General features: G+C 71.1%; 19 protein-coding genes. 6 read left to right on the top strand and 13 right to left on the bottom strand.

Annotated features, from left to right (window positions below):
• Positions 1-118: 118 nt before the first annotated feature.
• Positions 119-784 (bottom strand): cytidylyl-2-hydroxypropylphosphonate hydrolase, encoded by a 666-nt coding sequence (gene fomD / locus ACZ3OF_RS11020; protein ID WP_361668201.1) that lies wholly within the window; start codon positions 782-784, stop codon positions 119-121.
• 44 nt (positions 785-828) lie between these two features.
• Entirely contained in the window at positions 829-2232 is a 1404-nt protein-coding gene (locus tag ACZ3OF_RS11015; protein ID WP_467304108.1) for a class II fumarate hydratase, read from the bottom strand.
• Between the two features lie 105 nt (positions 2233-2337).
• Between ACZ3OF_RS11015 and ACZ3OF_RS11010 the strand changes: the two genes are divergently transcribed.
• Positions 2338-3864: a ricin-type beta-trefoil lectin domain protein gene (locus tag ACZ3OF_RS11010; RefSeq protein WP_361668205.1), complete on the top strand. Its 1527-nt coding sequence runs from the start codon at positions 2338-2340 to the stop codon at positions 3862-3864.
• 108 nt (positions 3865-3972) lie between these two features.
• Here the strand turns inward: ACZ3OF_RS11010 and ACZ3OF_RS11005 are convergent, their stop codons facing one another.
• The 5 genes from ACZ3OF_RS11005 to ACZ3OF_RS10985 form a co-directional block, all read right to left on the bottom strand.
• On the bottom strand, positions 3973-4626 hold the full coding sequence (locus tag ACZ3OF_RS11005; protein ID WP_361668208.1) for a lipoprotein: 654 nt from the start codon (positions 4624-4626) through the stop codon (positions 3973-3975).
• Positions 4627-4687: 61 nt separating this feature from the next.
• Positions 4688-5083 carry a VOC family protein gene (locus ACZ3OF_RS11000; protein WP_361668210.1) on the bottom strand — a complete coding sequence of 132 codons (396 nt, stop codon included), beginning with the start codon at positions 5081-5083 and terminating at the stop codon, positions 4688-4690.
• 132 nt (positions 5084-5215) lie between these two features.
• Positions 5216-6886, bottom strand: a complete 1671-nt coding sequence (locus ACZ3OF_RS10995) for a fumarate hydratase (protein ID WP_361668212.1) — start codon at positions 6884-6886, stop codon at positions 5216-5218.
• Between the two features lie 107 nt (positions 6887-6993).
• Positions 6994-7644, bottom strand: coding sequence for a TetR/AcrR family transcriptional regulator (locus tag ACZ3OF_RS10990; protein ID WP_467304104.1), 651 nt, complete (start codon positions 7642-7644; stop codon positions 6994-6996).
• A complete protein-coding gene (locus ACZ3OF_RS10985) occupies positions 7641-8003 on the bottom strand; it encodes a DUF1304 domain-containing protein (RefSeq protein WP_361668216.1) in 363 nt (120 codons plus the stop codon). The genes ACZ3OF_RS10990 and ACZ3OF_RS10985 overlap by 4 nt, the downstream gene beginning before the upstream one ends.
• Positions 8004-8119: 116 nt before the next feature.
• Here ACZ3OF_RS10985 and ACZ3OF_RS10980 point away from each other — a divergent pair, with 116 nt between their 5' ends.
• Together ACZ3OF_RS10980 and ACZ3OF_RS10975 are read left to right on the top strand one after the other, a co-directional pair.
• Entirely contained in the window at positions 8120-8833 is a 714-nt protein-coding gene (locus ACZ3OF_RS10980) for a DUF1707 SHOCT-like domain-containing protein (RefSeq protein ID WP_361668218.1), read from the top strand.
• A 250-nt stretch (positions 8834-9083) separates the two neighbouring features.
• The gene (locus tag ACZ3OF_RS10975; RefSeq protein WP_361668220.1) at positions 9084-9455 is read left to right on the top strand and encodes a WhiB family transcriptional regulator; all 372 of its coding nucleotides are present in this window, start codon (positions 9084-9086) and stop codon (positions 9453-9455) included.
• A 120-nt stretch (positions 9456-9575) separates the two neighbouring features.
• Here ACZ3OF_RS10975 and glpX read toward each other — a convergent pair whose 3' ends face one another.
• Complete coding sequence (gene glpX, locus ACZ3OF_RS10970; RefSeq protein WP_352190458.1) at positions 9576-10607, bottom strand: class II fructose-bisphosphatase; 1032 nt, start codon at positions 10605-10607, stop codon at positions 9576-9578.
• A 117-nt stretch (positions 10608-10724) separates the two neighbouring features.
• On the opposite strand from glpX, the gene ACZ3OF_RS10965 reads away from it, so the two are divergent.
• Positions 10725-11258 (top strand): DUF4245 domain-containing protein, encoded by a 534-nt coding sequence (locus tag ACZ3OF_RS10965; RefSeq protein ID WP_467304100.1) that lies wholly within the window; start codon positions 10725-10727, stop codon positions 11256-11258.
• Positions 11259-11345: 87 nt separating this feature from the next.
• Here ACZ3OF_RS10965 and ACZ3OF_RS10960 read toward each other — a convergent pair whose 3' ends face one another.
• The 4 genes from ACZ3OF_RS10960 to ACZ3OF_RS10945 form a co-directional block, all read right to left on the bottom strand.
• Positions 11346-11936, bottom strand: coding sequence for a malonic semialdehyde reductase (locus ACZ3OF_RS10960; protein WP_361668224.1), 591 nt, complete (start codon positions 11934-11936; stop codon positions 11346-11348).
• A 133-nt stretch (positions 11937-12069) separates the two neighbouring features.
• Positions 12070-12309 (bottom strand): exodeoxyribonuclease VII small subunit, encoded by a 240-nt coding sequence (locus ACZ3OF_RS10955; protein ID WP_467304097.1) that lies wholly within the window; start codon positions 12307-12309, stop codon positions 12070-12072.
• A 10-nt stretch (positions 12310-12319) separates the two neighbouring features.
• On the bottom strand, positions 12320-13540 hold the full coding sequence (gene xseA / locus ACZ3OF_RS10950) for an exodeoxyribonuclease VII large subunit (protein WP_361436130.1): 1221 nt from the start codon (positions 13538-13540) through the stop codon (positions 12320-12322).
• Between the two features lie 121 nt (positions 13541-13661).
• Positions 13662-15026 (bottom strand): APC family permease, encoded by a 1365-nt coding sequence (locus ACZ3OF_RS10945; RefSeq protein ID WP_467304094.1) that lies wholly within the window; start codon positions 15024-15026, stop codon positions 13662-13664.
• 81 nt (positions 15027-15107) lie between these two features.
• Here ACZ3OF_RS10945 and ACZ3OF_RS10940 point away from each other — a divergent pair, with 81 nt between their 5' ends.
• Both ACZ3OF_RS10940 and ppgK read left to right on the top strand, forming a co-directional pair.
• Positions 15108-16136 carry a 4-hydroxy-3-methylbut-2-enyl diphosphate reductase gene (locus ACZ3OF_RS10940; protein WP_467304092.1) on the top strand — a complete coding sequence of 343 codons (1029 nt, stop codon included), beginning with the start codon at positions 15108-15110 and terminating at the stop codon, positions 16134-16136.
• A gap of 80 nt (positions 16137-16216) precedes the next feature.
• A complete protein-coding gene (gene ppgK / locus ACZ3OF_RS10935; RefSeq protein WP_361668233.1) occupies positions 16217-16957 on the top strand; it encodes a polyphosphate--glucose phosphotransferase in 741 nt (246 codons plus the stop codon).
• Positions 16958-17051: 94 nt separating this feature from the next.
• Here the strand turns inward: ppgK and ACZ3OF_RS10930 are convergent, their stop codons facing one another.
• Complete coding sequence (locus tag ACZ3OF_RS10930) at positions 17052-17675, bottom strand: DUF6542 domain-containing protein (RefSeq protein WP_467304090.1); 624 nt, start codon at positions 17673-17675, stop codon at positions 17052-17054.
• Positions 17676-17754 lie beyond the last annotated feature (79 nt).

Here is a 17754-nt window from a genome sequence, read left to right as displayed (position 1 = left end):
TCAAGGATGACTTACGGTCAGGTCCTGCGCTGTGCTCTGTGGTTGACACCGTGTTCGGTGGATCATCGTCGTGCGGAGGACGATCCTACGTTTGCACCCCAGGGGCGCATCAAGGGTCTCACGGTGCGGTGTGCACCGGGGTGCGATCCCAGTCCGACGGCAGTTCGGGCACGGTCCAGCCGGGATCGGGCCGCCAGTCCTCCCACCCGTCGCGGAACGGCGTCCCCCAGGCCCGGATCACCTCGACGGCGGCGTCGCCCGCCGCACGGACCCGCGCGGCCTGCGCCGCGTCCATCAGACCGGCCCGCTGGGCCTGCGCGAACTCGTCCTCGTCCCGCCACAGCCAACTGCGGTCGGGGTAGACGGAGATGTCGAGGAAGTGGTCCACGGAGTCGACGCCGCCGGACCACCGGGTGCGCGGCTCCTCCAGGTTCACGTACCAGCTGCGGAACTGCCAGCCGCGTTCCCAGAACAGCCAGACCGACCAGGGGTCGCCCGGCCGGGCCAGCTTCAGCACACCCGTACCGAACCAGCGCGAGCGGACCGTGGTCCGCGGGGCGGTGTAGCGGGTGGCGAGCGGTTCCTGGTGGACGGGCGTGCCGTCGGCGAGCACCGGCTTGACGCACTCGGTGCCCGGCGCCATCCAGACGGCGAGCAGGTCGGCGGTGTCGCGCACGACCGTCACGGGACGGCAGATGTGCACGTCGCCGGATGCGTTGTCGCGGTAGCGCCAGAGGATGTGATCCCCCGGCGCCCAGTGCTGAGAACCGCCCGATCCTGTCATGCGCAGATATTAGGGGCGCACCCCCTCGGCCGCTGCGACGCAGGTCACGGATGAGTCATACGCAGCACGTCGAGTGCCTCGTCCAGCTGTTCGACCGTCAGGTCTCCCCGGTCGACGTACCCGCCCTCCAGGACCACCTGGCGGATCGTCTTCCGTTCGGCCAGGGACCGCTTGGCCACCTTCGCCGCCTCCTCGTAGCCGATGTACCTGTTCAGCGGGGTGACGACGGACGGCGAGGACTCGGCGTACTCCCGTGCCCGTTCGACGTTGGCGGTGATCCCGTCGACGGTACGGTCGGCCAGCAGGCGCGCGGCATTGGCCAGAAGTCGTACGGACTCCAGCAGGTTCTTGGCCATCACCGGGAGCATCACGTTGAGCTCGAAGTTCCCGGCCGCGCCCGCCACCGCCACCGTGGTGTCGTTTCCGGTCACCTGTGCGGCGACCATCAGGACGGCTTCGGGAATGACCGGATTCACCTTGCCCGGCATGATCGACGAGCCGGGCTGGAGGTCGGGGAGGTTGATCTCGGCCAGGCCGGTGCGCGGGCCGCTCGCCATCCAGCGCAGATCGTTGGAGATCTTCGTCAGCCCGACGGCGATGGTCCTGAGCTGGCCCGACGTCTCCACGAGGCCGTCCCGGGCGCCCTGTGCCTCGAAGTGGTCGCGAGCCTCGGTCAGGGGCAGGCCGGTCGTGCCGGCGAGTTCGGCGACGACCGCTGCGGAGAAGCCGGGTGGCGTGTTGATGCCGGTGCCCACCGCCGTACCGCCGAGGGGGAGTTCGGCGAGCCGGGGGAGCGAGGCGCGCAGCCGCTCGACGCCGTACCTGACCTGCGCCGCGTAGCCGCCGAACTCCTGGCCGAGGGTCACCGGCGTGGCGTCCATGAGGTGCGTACGGCCGGACTTCACCACCGTCGCGAATTCGGCTGATTTCCGCTCCAGCGCGGCGGCCAGATGGTCGAGGGCGGGGATGAGGTCGTGGGTCACGGCGGCCGTCGCGGCGATGTGGATCGAGGACGGGAAGACGTCGTTGGACGACTGCGAGGCGTTCACATGATCGTTGGGGTGGACCTCGCGGCCCTCGGGGAGCCGCTCGGTGGCGAGCGTGGCGAGGACCTCGTTGGTGTTCATGTTGGAGGAGGTGCCCGAGCCGGTCTGGAAGACGTCCACCGGGAAGTGCTCGTCCCAGCGCCCCTCGGCGACCTCGGCGGCGGCTGCCGCGATCGCGTCCGCGCGGTCCTGGTCGATCACCCCGAGCGAGGCGTTGACCTTGGCGGCGGCGGCCTTGATCCGGGCCAGGGCCTCGATGTGGGCGCGCTCCAGTCGCTGCCCGGAAACGGGGAAGTTCTCCAGGGCCCGCTGGGTCTGGGCCCGCCACTTGGCGTGCGCGGGAACCCGCACCTCGCCCATCGAGTCGTGCTCGATCCGGTACTCGCTCGTGTCGTCGCTCATGACGTCAACCTCCATGCAAAGGTGAGCACTTGTCTTGTTCTGGCTATTCCCATTGCGCTTACCGGCCAGTAAAAACCGTGGGTAACCCCACTTCCAGGAGGCGCAATGAGGCGCACCAGGTACAGACTCCGTTGGGCGATCGCGGTCACGGCCGCGGCCGCCGCGGCCTTCGGAACGACGGCGGCCGCCGCACCCGCCGGCGCGGCCCCGAGCACACTCCGTACCGTCTCCGCCGTACCGCTGCCGCCCGAGCTCGAGGCCGTCCGGGCCGCCGAGGCGACCAGGATCTACGGCAGCCCCGAGGAGCGCCCGCTCGCGCAGCGCAAGAGCGGCCTGATCTCGCTCGGTGACAGCGAGATCTCCGGCGAGGGCGTCGGTACGTACGAGCCGCCCACCAACGGACCGAGCAACTGGTGCCACCGCTCGCCCGAGGCCGCCGTCCACCGCACCGGGATCCCCGCGGACCTCACGTTCAACGTGTCCTGCTCCGGTGCGTACAGCGGCAACATCAGGATCGGCGGTTCCAAGCAGTACGCCGACGAACTGGTCCAGAGCGACAGCCTGGCCATCAAGGCCCGCAACACCCGGATCAAGATGGTCGTCCTGGTCGCCGGAGCCAACGACGATCTCCAGTTCGGTCCCGTGATGACGGACTGCGTCACGCGCTATCTGACCCTGCAGGGCCCGTGCGAGTCGAAGTACGCCCCCGGCTGGCAGGCCCGGGTCGACGCCCTCGTGCCCAAGGTCGAGCAGACCGTCCGGGACCTGAGGACCGTGATGCGCGACGCCGGGTATGCCGACGGCGACTACAAGCTGGTCGTCATGGGCTACCCGAGCCCCATCGGCCCGGACTTCCCCGACAACCCGAACTTCCCCGGCAAGCTCGCCTGCGGCGGTCTGGGCTACGACTCCGACACCGTCTGGGGCCGCAACACCGCCGTCCCCGCCTTCGAGCGCGGCATGCGCAGGGCCGCGGCGAACACCGGCGCGACCTACCTCGACAACTCGCGGCTCTTCCACGGCCACGAGGTCTGCATGGAGGACACCTGGGCCCGCGGTCTGTACATCGACCTCTCCAAGCCCGGCACCCCGGACGAGAACTCGGTCCGGCAGTCCTTCCACCCGAACGCGAGCGGCCACCGCGCCTTCGCGTCCTGCCTCACGCAGATCTACAACTCCGGCCTCCGCGAGGCCAGTTGCGCGGACGTCAACTCCAGCGGGACGCCGACCCTCTTCCCGTACGCCTGGGACGACGTCTACCGGCCGCTGAAGAACCAGGCCACCGGCAACTGCGTGGACATCGAGGCGGCCACGTCGAGGAACGGCACCGCCGTCCTCGGCTGGGACTGCCACGGCGGCCGCAACCAGGGCTGGTGGTACGACTCCGCCCGCCGCACAGTCCACACGGAGCTGACCCAGGACCGCTGCCTGGACGTCCCGGGCGCCCGCTACCGGGCGGGCGAGGCGCTGGTCGTCTGGAACTGCTCGGGCTCCGCGAACCAGCAGTTCGTACGCGACGGGGCCACGATCAAGCCCGCGGCCGCGACCGGGCTCTGCCTGACGCAGGCGGCGGCGAGGCAGCCGCTGAGGCTCCAGACCTGCGACGGCTCGGCGAACCAGCGCTTCGCCTGACCGGCCCCACGACGCCGTGGCCCCCGTCCGGTGCGGGACGGGGGCCACGGTCATGCCCGGAGGGCCGGTCGGATCCCGGGGACGCCCGCCCTCCACGGGCCGTGACCTCTAGAGGGCCTTGAGACTGGTGCGGGCCAGCTCGTAGGCAGGGAGCATCTCCCGGTGCTCCTCGGTGTCGAGTCCGCCCAGGTGGACGATGACCGTCCCCTTCGGAGTGGCGACGGCGAACGCGCGCTCCTCCTTCGACTCCTCCATCAGCTTGTTGTAGACGGTGTACGTCACCTCCACGGCCGGCAGCTCACCGGCCTTCGTCTCCTTGTAGGAGACCTTGGAGGTGTTCTCCTCCGCCTTCACGAACCCTTCGAGCGCGGTACGCGCAGGGCCCTCGCCCGCCGTCCAGACGCGCAGATAGCCGATGTTGCCGGCCGGCTTGGCGTCGATCTCGCAGGTCATCGTCGCGGGCCCCTGCTTGCCGAGGGCGGCGAAGACCTCGTCGTCGGTGGCCTTGACGGCCTGCGGCTTCCAGTCAGCGGCCAGGCCGAAGGAGACCGGCAGCGCACAGGCGGTCCCCGAAGCCCCGACGGACGCGGCGGCCTCGGCGGACGTACCGGAACCGGCCGCCGCGGTGGTCGCGGCGGCGTGGGGCGCCTTGTCGGGCGCCGAGTCGGGGGCGGGCTTCGCGCCGGTGCCGCAGCCGGTCAGCGCCCCGGCGGCCGCCAGGACGGCGAGGGCCGGGACCACGGCCCGTATCGGATGTCTCATGCGCGCAGGTTATCCGGGCCGTCCCGGCCCCCACCTCCGGGTTTCCACCGGGCGGCGGGCGCTACCGGGGCGCGGCCAGGACGTCCAGGTAGTGCTGGTTCTCCATGACACCCAGGACGTTCCCGAACGGGTCGGTCACCGAGGCGGTGACGAATCCCGGGCCGCGGGGCGTGAGCGGCTCGTACTCCTTCGCGCCCAGGGCGAGCAGCCGGGCGAGCGTCGCGCGCACGTCGTCCACGTGCCAGTAGACGATCGCGCCGCCCGGCCCGTCCGCCGCCGCGGCGGGCGCGTAGGCGCGGTCGATCAGCCCGAGCTCGTGCTGGTGGTCGCCGATGCGGAACTCCGCGTACCCGGGCCGCTCGAAGTACGGCTCAAGACCCAGCAGTTCCGTGTACCAGGCCTTCGCGGCCGCCAGGTCGTCGGCCCAGAAGCTGACGGTGGTGAGACCTCGCAACATGGATGTTCCCCTCTCCTCGTCGGATGACGGGATCGTAGGAGCCAATGAGGTCTGATCCTGACCTAGTTCTAGGGGGATGAGGGCGCCGGTGGAGGGGCCCCGCAACCGGGGCCCCTCGGGCCGGCGTACGGGTCAGGCGAGGCCGGGGCCGCGGACCGGGATGTGGGTGAACGTCGGCTCCGGGGCCGGGTTCTGGAAGAAGTCGTTGCCCTTGTCGTCCACGACGATGAACGCCGGGAAGTCCTCGACCTCGATCTTCCAGACCGCCTCCATGCCGAGCTCCTCGTACTCGACGACCTCGACCTTCTTGATGCAGTCCTGCGCGAGGCGCGCCGCCGGGCCGCCGATGGAGCCCAGGTAGAAGCCGCCGTGGCTGCCGCACGCGTCCGTGACCTGCTTCGAGCGGTTGCCCTTGGCCAGCATGACCTTGGAGCCGCCCGCCGCCTGGAACTGCTCGACGTAGGAGTCCATCCGGCCGGCCGTCGTCGGGCCGAAGGAGCCGGAGGCGTAGCCCTCGGGGGTCTTGGCCGGGCCCGCGTAGTAGACCGGGTGGTCCTTCAGGTACTGCGGCATCTCCTCGCCCGCGTCGAGCCGCTCCTTGATCTTGGCGTGCGCGATGTCGCGGGCCACGACCAGCGGGCCGGTGAGCGAGAGCCGGGTCTTGACCGGGTACTTGGTCAGCTCGGCGAGGATCTCGTCCATCGGCTGGTTGAGGTCGATCTTCACGACGTCGCTCTCGGTGGAGAGGTGCTCGTCCGTCGTCTCCGGCAGGAAGCGCGCCGGGTCGGTCTCCAGCTGCTCCAGGAAGACGCCCTCGGCGGTGATCTTCGCGACGGCCTGGCGGTCGGCCGAGCAGGACACGGCGATCGCGACGGGCAGCGAGGCGCCGTGGCGCGGCAGCCGGACGACACGGACGTCGTGGCAGAAGTACTTTCCGCCGAACTGCGCGCCGATGCCGATCTTCTGCGTGAGCTCGAAGACCTTCTCCTCCAGCTCCTTGTCCCGGAAGCCGTGTCCGGTCTCGGCCGAGCCCTCGGTGGGCAGCTCGTCCAGGTAGTGCGCGGAGGCGTACTTCGCGGTCTTCAGCGCGAACTCGGCGGAGGTGCCGCCGACGACGATCGCCAGGTGGTACGGCGGGCAGGCGGCCGTACCGAGCGAACGGATCTTCTCCTCCAGGAACTTCATCATGCTCGCCTCGTTGAGCACGGCCTTCGTCTCCTGGTAGAGGAAGGACTTGTTGGCCGAGCCGCCGCCCTTGGCCATGAAGAGGAACTTGTACGCGCCGCCGTCGGTCGCGTACAGCTCGATCTGCGCGGGCAGGTTCGAGCCGGTGTTCTTCTCCTCCCACATGGTGACGGGGGCCATCTGCGAGTACCGCAGGTTGAGCTTGGTGTACGCGTCGTAGATGCCCTTGGACAGGGCCTCCTCGTCGCGGCCGGGGGTCAGCACGTTCTGGCCGCGCTTGCCCATGACGATCGCCGTGCCGGTGTCCTGGCACATGGGGAGGACACCCGCGGCCGCGATGTTCGCGTTCTTGAGGAGGTCGAGCGCGACGAACTTGTCGTTGCTCGACGCCTCCGGGTCGTCGATGATCCGCCGCAGCTGGGCGAGGTGGGCCGGGCGCAGGTAGTGCTGGATGTCGTGGATCGCCTCGGCGGCGAGGGTGCGCAGCGCCTCCGGCTCGACCTTGAGGAACGTACGGCCGTCGGCCTCGAAGGTGGAGACACCTTCGGCGGTCACCAGGCGGTAGGGCGTGGTGTCCTCTCCCAGGGGGAGCAGATCGGAGTACGAAAACTCTGGCATGACGGCAGCCATTCCTCACTCGGCAGACAGCGGCGCCACCTCCATTGGCGGCGCCTCCTCCAGCGTAGAGCGCGGCCGGGGGACCGATCCTGTGAGGTAAGGCTCACTTAGGCGGAGTGTGGCAGCGGTGTGCGGTGGAGGGAGATCAGCAGCCGCCAGGTGCGGTCGGCGAGCTGCTCCGGGGAGGCGTCGATCAGGCCGTGCACCCAGTCCGCGAGCAGCCCTCCGAAGGCCGCCGCGACCGCGGAGGCGACGAGGGCCGGCTCGGGACCCCGGGCCAGTTCTCGCTCGCGCAGGCTGTACGCGCGCAGCTCACGGTGGAGCAGCTCGCCGAGCGGCCCGCCGCCGCCCGGTCGCAGCAGGCCGCGGTAGAGCGGCGCCCGGGGCTCGACCGCGGCGAAGAAGGCGGCGAGGGCGGGCGGCGGGGCGGCCGGGTCGGGCGTACCGCGCCAGGCGTGGAGGGCCTCGACCGCGTCCCGTACGACATCGGCGCAGGCGTCGACGGCGAGGGCCTGGAGGTCGGGGTAGTGCAGGTAGAACGTGGCCCGGCCGACGCCGGCCCGGCGGGCGAGCGCGGCGACCCCGACCTCGTCGAGGGGGCGCTCGGCGCACTCCTCCCACAGCGCGGCGCGCAGCCGCGCGCGGGTGCGGGCGGCGCGGGGGTCGGTGGCCCCGGGCTGGGTCGGGCCCGGGTCGGTGGCGCGGGGGGCGGTCGAGCCGGGGCCGGTGGCGCGGGGGTCGGCGGCTGAGGCGGTCATCCCGCCCACAGTACGGCGGCGAGGGCGAGCGCCCCGGGCAGTGCCTGCGCGAACAGGATCCGGCGGTTGGCGGTGAGGCCGCCGTACACCCCGGCGATCACCACGCAGGAGAGGAAGAAGACCTGGACCCGGTACCCGGTGGGGTCGTCGGCGATCAGACCCCACACCAGACCGGCCGCGAGGAACCCGTTGTACAGGCCCTGGTTGGCGGCCAGGGGCGCGGTCGCGCGGGCCATGGGGGCGTCGAAGCCGGAGAGTCCGCGCCCCGGGCGGCGCTCCCAGAGGAACATCTCCAGGACGAGGATGTAGGCGTGCAGGGCGGCGACAAGGCCGACGGCGACGTTCGCGATGATGGACATGTGTCCAGGATAGCTGGACAGGTGTCCAGAAACTCGGGCGACGGCGGGGCGTCGCGTTCGAGGCGTCCCGTCGTGCCCACTAGTCGCGATCTATCGCGTTTCGCTAGGCTGGGGTCGTGGACCTCGAAAAGCAGCCTCAGAAGCCGGTCGCCCCCGCCGAGCCCGTCCCCGCTCCGGCCGTTCCCGCCGCCGCTCCGGGGGATTCCCTGCGTGCGTCGGACGCCGACCGGGACCGGATCGCGGACATCCTCAGGGACGCCATGGCCGAGGGGCGGATCGACGCCGAGGAGCACTCCGAGCGGATCGACGCCGTCTACCGCGCCAAGACCGTGGGCGAGCTGGAGCCGATCGTCCGCGACCTGCCCGCGGGGAACCGCCCCGGCCGGCAGCCCGAGGTGTCGTACGCCTACGGCCCCGACGACACCTCGGGGCCCGCCGACAACCTGGTCGCCGTCTTCTCCAGTACCACCCGTAAGGGCCGCTGGCGCGTGGGCCGCAGGACCAACGCCTTCGCGCTCTTCGGCAACATCGAGATCGACCTGACCGAAGGGCTCTTCGCCCAGCGGCTGACCACCATCAACGCCACCTCGATCTTCGGCAACGTCGAGGTGCGCGTCCCGGAGAACATCAGCCTGCGGGGCAACGGCACAGGGATCTTCGGCAACTTCGAGGTCGTGAACCTGGAGGCCGCCGACCCGCAGGCCCCGGTCGTCGTGATCAACGGCTTCTCGGTCTTCGGCAACGTCGAGGCCAAGCCCAAGCGCGGCAAGTGGATCACGGACCTTCAGAACCACGTGCAGGACAAGCTGCGCAAGCACCTCGGCCACTGACCCCCGGCACCTGACCCACCACCCATGGTCCCCGGGCCCGCCTCCCGGGTCCCGAGCCCCGGCCCTCATTCCAGGCCGTGCTCCCCGGCCTCTGATCCACGCCCCTGACCAGGGGAGACGGAGTGACCGGATTCCGCCCATGGGATTCCGCACTCCGGAACTCGGCGGCACGCAGTGCATAGGCGCGCGTACAGCGGGTAGGGCTTGCTGCATCGTCTCTCGCTCGCGAAGCCGTCGTCAGGAGTAGACCGTGCTGCAACTGCCGCATCAGCCCCTCCAGGTCGCCGCCGTCCCGCCCCAGCGTGCCCCCGCTCGGGAGGACGAGGCCGGTCCCTGGCACACGGAGGCGGTGTGCCGTCGGGACGAAGCCGGGCTGTTCTTCGCCCCGTCCAAGGAGCCGACCGCCTCGCGGCTCTCCCGCGAGGAGGCCGCCAAGCGCGTCTGTGCCCGCTGCCCCGTCATGGTCGAGTGCCGGGAGCACGCGTTGCTCCAGCCCGAGCCGTACGGAGTGTGGGGAGGGCTCACCGCGGCCGAGCGCCGCGTCGTGCTCGCCCGGCGCAGGCGGCGCGAGGTGGAGCTCAAGAAGGCGGCGTCCGCCGATCCCATCGCCGCGGCCGGCTGACGGGGCCGAGCGGCTCCGTCGACGTCGGCCGTACGTACGGGAAGGGGCGCCCCCACCGCACATGGGGGCGCCCCTTCCCGTACCGCACTGCCCTGTCGTGCGGCGCGGTCACGTGGCCTGCTACTTGGCGCGGTCGAAGTCGATCTTGCTGTACGCGCGGAGCTTCGAGAGCCGGTGCGTGGAGTCGATCTGGCGGATCGTGCCGGACTTCGAGCGCATCACCAGCGACGACGTGGTCGCGGTCTCCGAGCGGTAGCGGACGCCGCGCAGCAGCTCGCCGTCCGTGATGCCGGTGGCGACGAAGAAGACGTTCTCGCCGCTCACCAGGTCGTTGGTGGAGAGCACCCGGTCCAGGTCGTGCCCGGCGTCGATCGCCTTCTGGCGCTCGGCCTCGTCCTTGGGCCACAGCTTGCCCTGGATGACACCGCCCAGGCACTTTATGGCGCAGGCCGAGATGATGCCCTCGGGCGTGCCGCCGATGCCGAGGAGCAGGTCCACGCCGGTGCCCTCGCGGACGGCCATGATCGAGCCGGCGACGTCGCCGTCGGTGATGAACTTGATCCGGGCGCCGGTCTCGCGGATCTCCTTGACGATGCCCTCGTGGCGGGGGCGGTCCAGGATCACGACGGTGACGTCCTCGGGGGCCATGTTCTTGGCCTTGGCGACGCGGCGGATGTTGACCGAGACGGGCGCGTTGATGTCGACGAAGTCGGCGGCCTCGGGGCCGGTGACCAGCTTGTCCATGTAGAAGACCGCGGACGGGTCGAACATGGTGCCGCGGTCGGCGGCGGCCAGGACGGCGATCGCGTTGGGCATGCCCTTGGCGTTGAGCGTCGTGCCGTCGATCGGGTCCACGGCGATGTCCACCTCGGCGCCGGTGCCGTCGCCGACCCGCTCGCCGTTGAACAGCATCGGGGCTTCGTCCTTCTCGCCCTCGCCGATGACGACGACGCCGTTCATCGAGACGGTGGAGATCAGCGTCCGCATCGCGTTCACCGCGGCGCCGTCCGCACCGATCTTGTCGCCGCGGCCGACCCAGCGGCCGGCGGCCATGGCGGCGGCCTCCGTGACGCGGACCAGCTCCAGGGCGAGGTTGCGGTCGGGGGCCTCGGGAGAGACCTCCAGCTCGGACGGCAGGGAGTGCTCGGTCATCGGAGCGCACCTTTCTGTACGGCGACGGCCGGAATAAAGAGGGTGATGCGACTCTATCGGTACGTCGACAAATTGAGCAGAGGGGCCCACGGATGAGCACAACACCATGATGCGACCATGGGGGGCGTGGCAGGTATGCGAGGCAGGCAGACGGTACGCGGGATGTTCCAGTCCCTGGCGGTGATCATGGCCGCGGCGGGCGTGATGTATCTCTTCATCCCGCACGACGAGGACGCGGATCCGGTCAAGGCGAAGGACTACCGGGTCGAGCTGGTGACGGCACAGCGGGCGGCGCCGTACGCGGTGCTGGCCCCCGAGGGCCTCGGGGAGGGGTGGAAGGCGACCGTGGTCTCGTACAAGCGCGAGCAGCACGACGCCTGGCAGCTGGGCTTCCTCGACCCGGACACGCAGTACGTGGCGATCCACCAGTCGACGGAGGAGCCCGACAAGTACGTGCCCGACGTCACCCAGAGGGCCAAGGACTCCGGCAGGACGCAGACGGTCGCCGGTCAGGTCTGGCAGCGCTGGGAGGGCCCGAAGTACGACGCCCTGGTCCGCACGGACGGCGGCGCGACGACGGTCGTGACGGGGACGGCCTCGTTCGAGCGGCTGGCGGAGATGGCGGGCGCGCTGCAGTCGAAGAAGGCGTGAGCGTCACGCTACGTGCGGCACGTGTGTGTACGCGAAAGCCCCCGGACTCCTGGAGTCCGGGGGCTTTCGCGTGGCTGCCGACGGGGGTCAGACGGTGGTGACGACCTCGTCGTAGGCGAGGCGCGGGGAGCGCGGGAACCAGGCGTCCTCGCCCGGCTTGCCGATGTTGACGACCATCAGCGGGGTGTGGTCGGCGTCCAGGAACTCCTTCTGGAGTCCGGCGAAGTCCAGGCCGGTCATCGGGCCGGCGGCCAGGCCGGCGGCGCGGACGCCGACGATGAAGTACGCGGCCTGCAGGGCGGAGTTCAGGAGCGCGGCGCTCTCGCGTGCCGGGCGCTCGGAGAAGAACATGTCCTTGGCCTGCGGGAAGTGAGGCAGCAGCGCCGGGAGCTCCTCGTGGAACTCGTTGTCGGCAGAGAGGATCGCGACCAGCGGCGCGGCGGCGGTCTTCGCCTGGTTGCCCTCGGCCATGTGCTTGACCAGGCGCTCGCGGGCCTCGGGGGAGCGGACGAGGGTGATGCGCAGCGGGGTCTGGTTGAAGGCGGTCGGCCCGTACTTGACGAGGTCGTAGATCGCCTGGACCTGCTCGTCGGTCACCGGCTCGTCGGTGAAGGTGTTGGCGGTCCGGGCCTCACGGAACAGGAGGTCCTGGGCGGCGGGGTCAAGGGCGAGGGACATCTGCGTACCTTCCGGGCAAGGGGGTTCGAGCGATGCCCTCACCGTACGGCGGAGATTGGTTAACTTTCAACCAAATGAACCGGATAGTGATCCGGTTCACATCTCCGCCGGTCGCATGAGGTCTCCGACGGCCTCAGTCGGACTCGGCAGGTTCGGCCCCGTCGCCGTCGTCAGGAGCGGACATCGCGGCGTCGAGGCGGGCTCGGGCGCCTTCCAGCCAACGCCGGCACACCTTCGCCAATTCCTCCCCACGCTCCCAGAGCGCGAGCGACTCCTCCAGGGTCGTTCCGCCCGTCTCCAGACGGCGAACGACCTCGATCAACTCGTCGCGTGCCTGCTCGTATCCGAGCGCCTCTTCCGTGGTGGCTGCCATGGGAACCACCCTATGCGTCGGGTCCGACAGCGCGCCGCACCGTGAACTCACCCGCCGCGACCCGCGCCCGCAGCTCCTCGTCCACGGCGACCTCCTCCGGAGACCGCACGACCGTCCCGTCCGCCTTCTGGAGCACGGCGTACCCGCGCTCCATCGTCGCGGCGGGCGACAGCGCGCGGACGCGGGCCCGGGTGTGCGAGAGCTCCGAGTCGGCCCGGTCGAGCAGATGCCCGAGCGTCCGGCGGCTGCGCGCGAGCAGCGCGTCGAGCTCGTCCTCGCGCAGCTCCACCATCCGCTGCGGATGCTCCATGACCGGCCGCCCGAGCGCGTGCGCGAGCCCGCGCTCCTCCCGGTCGAGCAGCCCACGCACGGTCCGCAGGGCCCGGTCCCGCAGGCCCTGCACCCGGTCGAGCTCCTCGCCGACGTCCGGTACGACCTTCTTGGCGGCGTCGGTCGGCGTGGAGGCGCGCAGGTCGGCGACGAGGTCGAGCAGGGGCGAGTCCGGCTCGTGGCCGATCGCCGAGACCACCGGCGTACGGCAGTCGGCGACGGTACGGATCAGCTGCTCGTCCGAGAACGGCAGCAGGTCCTCGACGCTGCCGCCGCCCCGCGCCACGATGATCACGTCCACCCCTTCGTGCGCGTCCAGCTCCTTCACGGCCTGGACGACCTGGGGCACGGCCTTCACGCCCTGCACCGCCACGTTCCGCACCTCGAACCGCACGGCCGGCCAGCGGCGCCGCGCGTTCTCCAGGACGTCCCGCTCGGCGGCGGAGGCGCGGCCGACGACGAGGCCGACGAGCTGGGGGAGGAAGGGCAGCGGCTTCTTGCGGTCGAGCGCGAAGAGGCCCTCGGCGCCGAGGCTCCGCTTGAGCTGTTCCAGGCGGGCCAGGAGTTCGCCGATGCCGACCGGCTTGATCTCCACCGCGCGCAGCGACAGCTGCCCGCGCGGCGCGTACCACTCGGGCTTGGCGTGCACGACGACGCGGGCGCCCTCGGAGACGATGTCGGCGACGGCGTCGAAGACCTGGCGGTAGCAGGTCACGCCGATGGAGATGTCGTACGAGGGATCCCGCAGCGTCAGGAACACGACTCCGGCACCGGGCCGCCGCGACAACTGCGTGATCTGCCCCTCGACCCAGACGGCACCGAGCCGGTCGATCCACCCCCCGATCAGCCGGGAGACCTCTCCGACGGGCAGCGGGGCTTCGGCGGACGTGTTGAGAGCCATGCGCCGAGCGTAGTGGCGACCACGGACATCGCGGGGCGCCGATGGAGGGAGCCTGCAGGACCCCGACCCCTCAAGGCGGCCTGACCCCCGCCGGCCGCTCACCCGCCCCGCCGCTTTCGGCTCACTCGCCACGTCGCCCGGTCGACTCGCCGCGCGTCGCGCCCTGGACCGCCAGGACCACCAGGCCGATGCCCAGCCAGATCACGCCGACCATCTGCGCCGTGGCCGACGCCTCCACGATCACCGCGATCAGGATCGCCGCCCCCACCACCGGCATCGCGACGTGCCACAGCCAGTGCGGCGGTCCCTCCATCCGCCGGACCGCGAACCAGCCCACCACGCTCGCGTGCAGCAGCACGAACGCCGTCAGCGCCCCGATGTCGACCACCGACACCAGGTGGTCGAGGCCGTCGTCCCGCTGGGCGGCCCAGACCGCCGCCACCATCGTCACCACCGCCGCCAGCAGCAGAGCCACCCGCGGCACGCCCCCGTCCGTGCGGCCGAGCAGCCGCGGCAGCCGCCGCTCACGGCCCATGGCGAAGAGCAGCCGGCCCGCCGCCGCCTGCCCCGCCAGCGCCGCGAACGCCGCGCCGATCGCCTTCGACACCGCCACCAGGTCGTGCAGCCACGTCCCCACGGACACGTCCACCGCGTCGTAGAAGGCCGAACCCTGCTTCGCCGGATCCGCGGCGAGCTCCGCCGACGACAGCGGTTCCAGGAGCGCCACCAGATACGTCTGCGCGACGAAGAGCACGCCGGCGAGCACCAGGCAGAGGAGGACCGCCCGCGCCACCTTCTCCGAACCCCCGGTGACCTCCTCCGCGAACGAGGCGATCGCGTCGAAGCCGAGGTACGAGAGCACAGCCACCGACACCGCGCCCAGGACGGCCGCCGCCGAGAACGTCTCGTCACCGGCCAGCGGCGACCACCAGTCGCGCCGTGCCCCGTCCCGTACGAGTACGACCACCGCCGACACCACGAAGACCAGCAGCACCACGATCTCCATGGCGAGCACCGCGAAGCCGACCCGCGCCGCCGCCCGCACCCCCCACAGATTCAGCAGCGTGGTGACGACCACCGCGATCGCCGTCCACACCCACCGGTCCACCTCCGGGACCAGCGCCTCCATCGCGATGCCCGCGAAGAGATAGGCCACGGCCGGGATCAGCAGGTAGTCGAGCATCGCCATCCACCCGGCGATGAACCCCGGCCCCTCACCCAGGCCCTTGCGCGCGTACGTGAAGACGGAGCCCGCGAACGGGGCGACCCGCACCATCTGCGCGTAGCTGAAGGCGGTGAACGCCATCGCGACCGTGGCGACGACGTACACGAGCGCCACCGCGCCGTGCGACTTCGCGTCCAGCGTGCCGAAGACGCCGACGGGGGCCATGGGCGCGATGAAGAGCAGCCCGTAGACGACAAGGTCGCGGAACCCCAGGGTCCGCCGCAGTCCGGTGTGCGCTGCCACCTGAGCTTCCTCGGCCATGCGCCCCAGTCTCGGCCACGTTCTCGATCACTCGCCGCACCGACGCGGCCGCAGCCGGCCGTGGTATCACGCGGCCTTACGATGGGACGCATGACTGCTACGCCCGCGTCGACGCCCGAAAACGCGACCACGACGAACCGCCCGAAGCGTGTCCTGCTCGCCGCTCCCCGCGGCTACTGCGCGGGTGTGGACCGTGCCGTGATCGCGGTGGAGAAGGCGCTGGAGCAGTACGGCGCGCCGATCTACGTGCGCCACGAGATCGTGCACAACAAGTACGTCGTCCAGACCCTGGAGCGGAAGGGCGCCGTCTTCGTCGACCAGGCGACCGAGGTGCCGCCGGGCAACATCGTGATGTTCTCCGCCCACGGTGTCGCCCCGACCGTCCACGAGGAGGCCCGTGAGGGCCGTCTGAAGACCATCGACGCGACCTGCCCGCTGGTCACGAAGGTGCACAAGGAGGCCGTGCGGTTCGCCAAGGAGGACTTCGACATCCTCCTGATCGGCCACGAGGGCCACGAGGAGGTCATCGGCACCTCCGGCGAGGCCCCCGACCACATCCAGCTCGTCGACGGCCCGGAGGACGTGGCCAAGGTCGAGGTCCGCGACCCGTCCAGGGTCGTCTGGCTCTCCCAGACCACGCTCTCGGTCGACGAGACGATGGAGACGGTGGACGCGCTGAAGGAGAAGTTCCCGCAGCTGATCTCCCCGCCGTCCGACGACATCTGTTACGCGACGCAGAACCGCCAGCTGGCCATCAAGGAGCTCGCCGGCCAGGCCGAGCTGGTGATCGTCGTCGGCTCGAAGAACTCCTCGAACTCGATCCGTATGGTCGAGGTCGCCAAGCAGGCCGGCGTGCCGGCCGCGTACCTGGTCGACTTCGCGAGCGAGATCGACGAGGCCTGGCTGGAGGGCGTCACCTCGGTCGGCCTGTCGTCGGGTGCCTCGGTGCCGGACGTCCTGGTCCAGGAGGTCCTGGAGTGGCTCTCCGAGCGTGGCTACGCGGACGTGGAGATCGTCAAGACGGCCGACGAGTCGCTGACGTTCTCGCTGCCGAAGGAGCTCCGGAACAGGGACCTGCGCGCCGAGGCGGCGAAGCTCGTCAAGGAGTAGCCTCCCGCGTCCCCTCTTCGGGGGGTGGCGGAGTGGCGCCCAAGGAGTAACTCCCGGGCGCAGCCCTTACCGTGGGGGCCATGAACGTCTTCGGAGTGGACATCGGCGGCTCGGGCATCAAGGGCGCTCCCGTCGACCTGGAGCGCGGTGAGCTGGCCGAGCCCCGCCACAAGGTACTGACCCCGCATCCCGCCACACCTGACGATGTGGCGGGATGCGTCGTCGAGGTCGTGGAGAACTTCGGCTGGACGGGCCCGGTGGGCGTCACCTTCCCGGGCGTGGTCACCGGCTCGACGATCCGCACGGCGGCCAACGTCGACAAGGGCTGGATCGGGGTCGACGCGGGCAAGCTCCTGAGCGACCGGCTCGGCGGGCTCCCGGTGACGGTCCTGAACGACGCGGACGCGGCCGGCGTCGCCGAGATGACCTTCGGCGCGGGCCGGGGCCGTAAGGGCACGGTGATCCTGCTGACGCTCGGTACGGGCATCGGTTCGGCGCTCTTCGTCGACGGCCGGCTCGTCCCGAACACGGAGCTGGGCCATCTGGAGCTGAAGGGCCACGACGCGGAGAAGCGGGCGTCGACGAAGGCCAAGGAGGACGAGGACCTCAGCTGGGAACACTGGGCGACGCGACGCGTGCAGAAGTACCTGGCGCATGTGGAGATGCTGTTCTCGCCGGAGCTGTTCATCATCGGCGGCGGGGTGAGCCGTAAGGCGGACAAGTTCCTGCCGCTGATCGAGGGCATCAGCGCGGAGATCGTGCCGGCGGAGCTGCAGAACAACGCGGGGATCGTGGGCGCGGCGATGGCCGCGGCGGGCTGAGGGCGGGGGCTCGGGCGGGCTCGTACGGGCCTCTCGCCCACGGAGCTGTCGCCTCTACCGCCTGCGGAGCCGGGTGGCCTGCGGGGCAGGCCGCCTACGGAGCCGGTCGCCGCTGAGGGGTGGCCGGCCGTGCGGCGGCGCGCTGGCGGCGCCCCATGTCGCGTACCTTCCGGACGCAGGTGATCAGTCCGGCGACGAGCGTGCCGCCGTACAGCCACCCGGCCTGCACGGCGAGGGCGGTGACGAGGGCCATCGCCTGCCCGCCGAAGCCTCCGGTGCCGCCCGAGATGGGCACGACGCCGACGGCGAAGGCGATGGGGACGCTGATCGGGGCGGTGACCAGGTCGGCGGTACGGACCCAGAGCGCGGTCAGGGCGCTGACCGGCAGGAACAGCAGCCCGTAGACGAGCGGTGAGCCGTCGAGGATCAGCCAGTCGAGGAAGCCGAGCACCAGCATGGTGGCGGAGGCGAAGAGCCCGGCGCCGAGGCCGGTCAGCCGCGGGTTGGGCAGTCGGCGCAGGGCGAGGACGACGGGCGGCACGGGCGGTGCGGGCCGTCGTGCGGGCGCGGTGGCCCGCTCGACGCGGCCCCGGCCCGGGCGGCCCGGGCGGGCGGCGACGCGATAGACGGCGGCGCCTTCCACGAGCGCGCCCGGCGGCGTGAGAGGGGTTTGCGGCCGTCGGCGGCCTTGAGGCTGACTTGTCCGTTGCTGCTCCACTACACCAACGTAGGTCGGGAAGGCCCGGGGGAGCGGCACAGGACACGCCCTTTGGGTGACGTTGCCGTAGAGAACGGCC

Source organism: Streptomyces sp. NPDC022552, assembly GCF_055561875.1.
The sequence above is the reverse complement of the archived record's forward strand: the minus strand, read 5'-3'. Positions and strand labels throughout refer to the sequence as shown.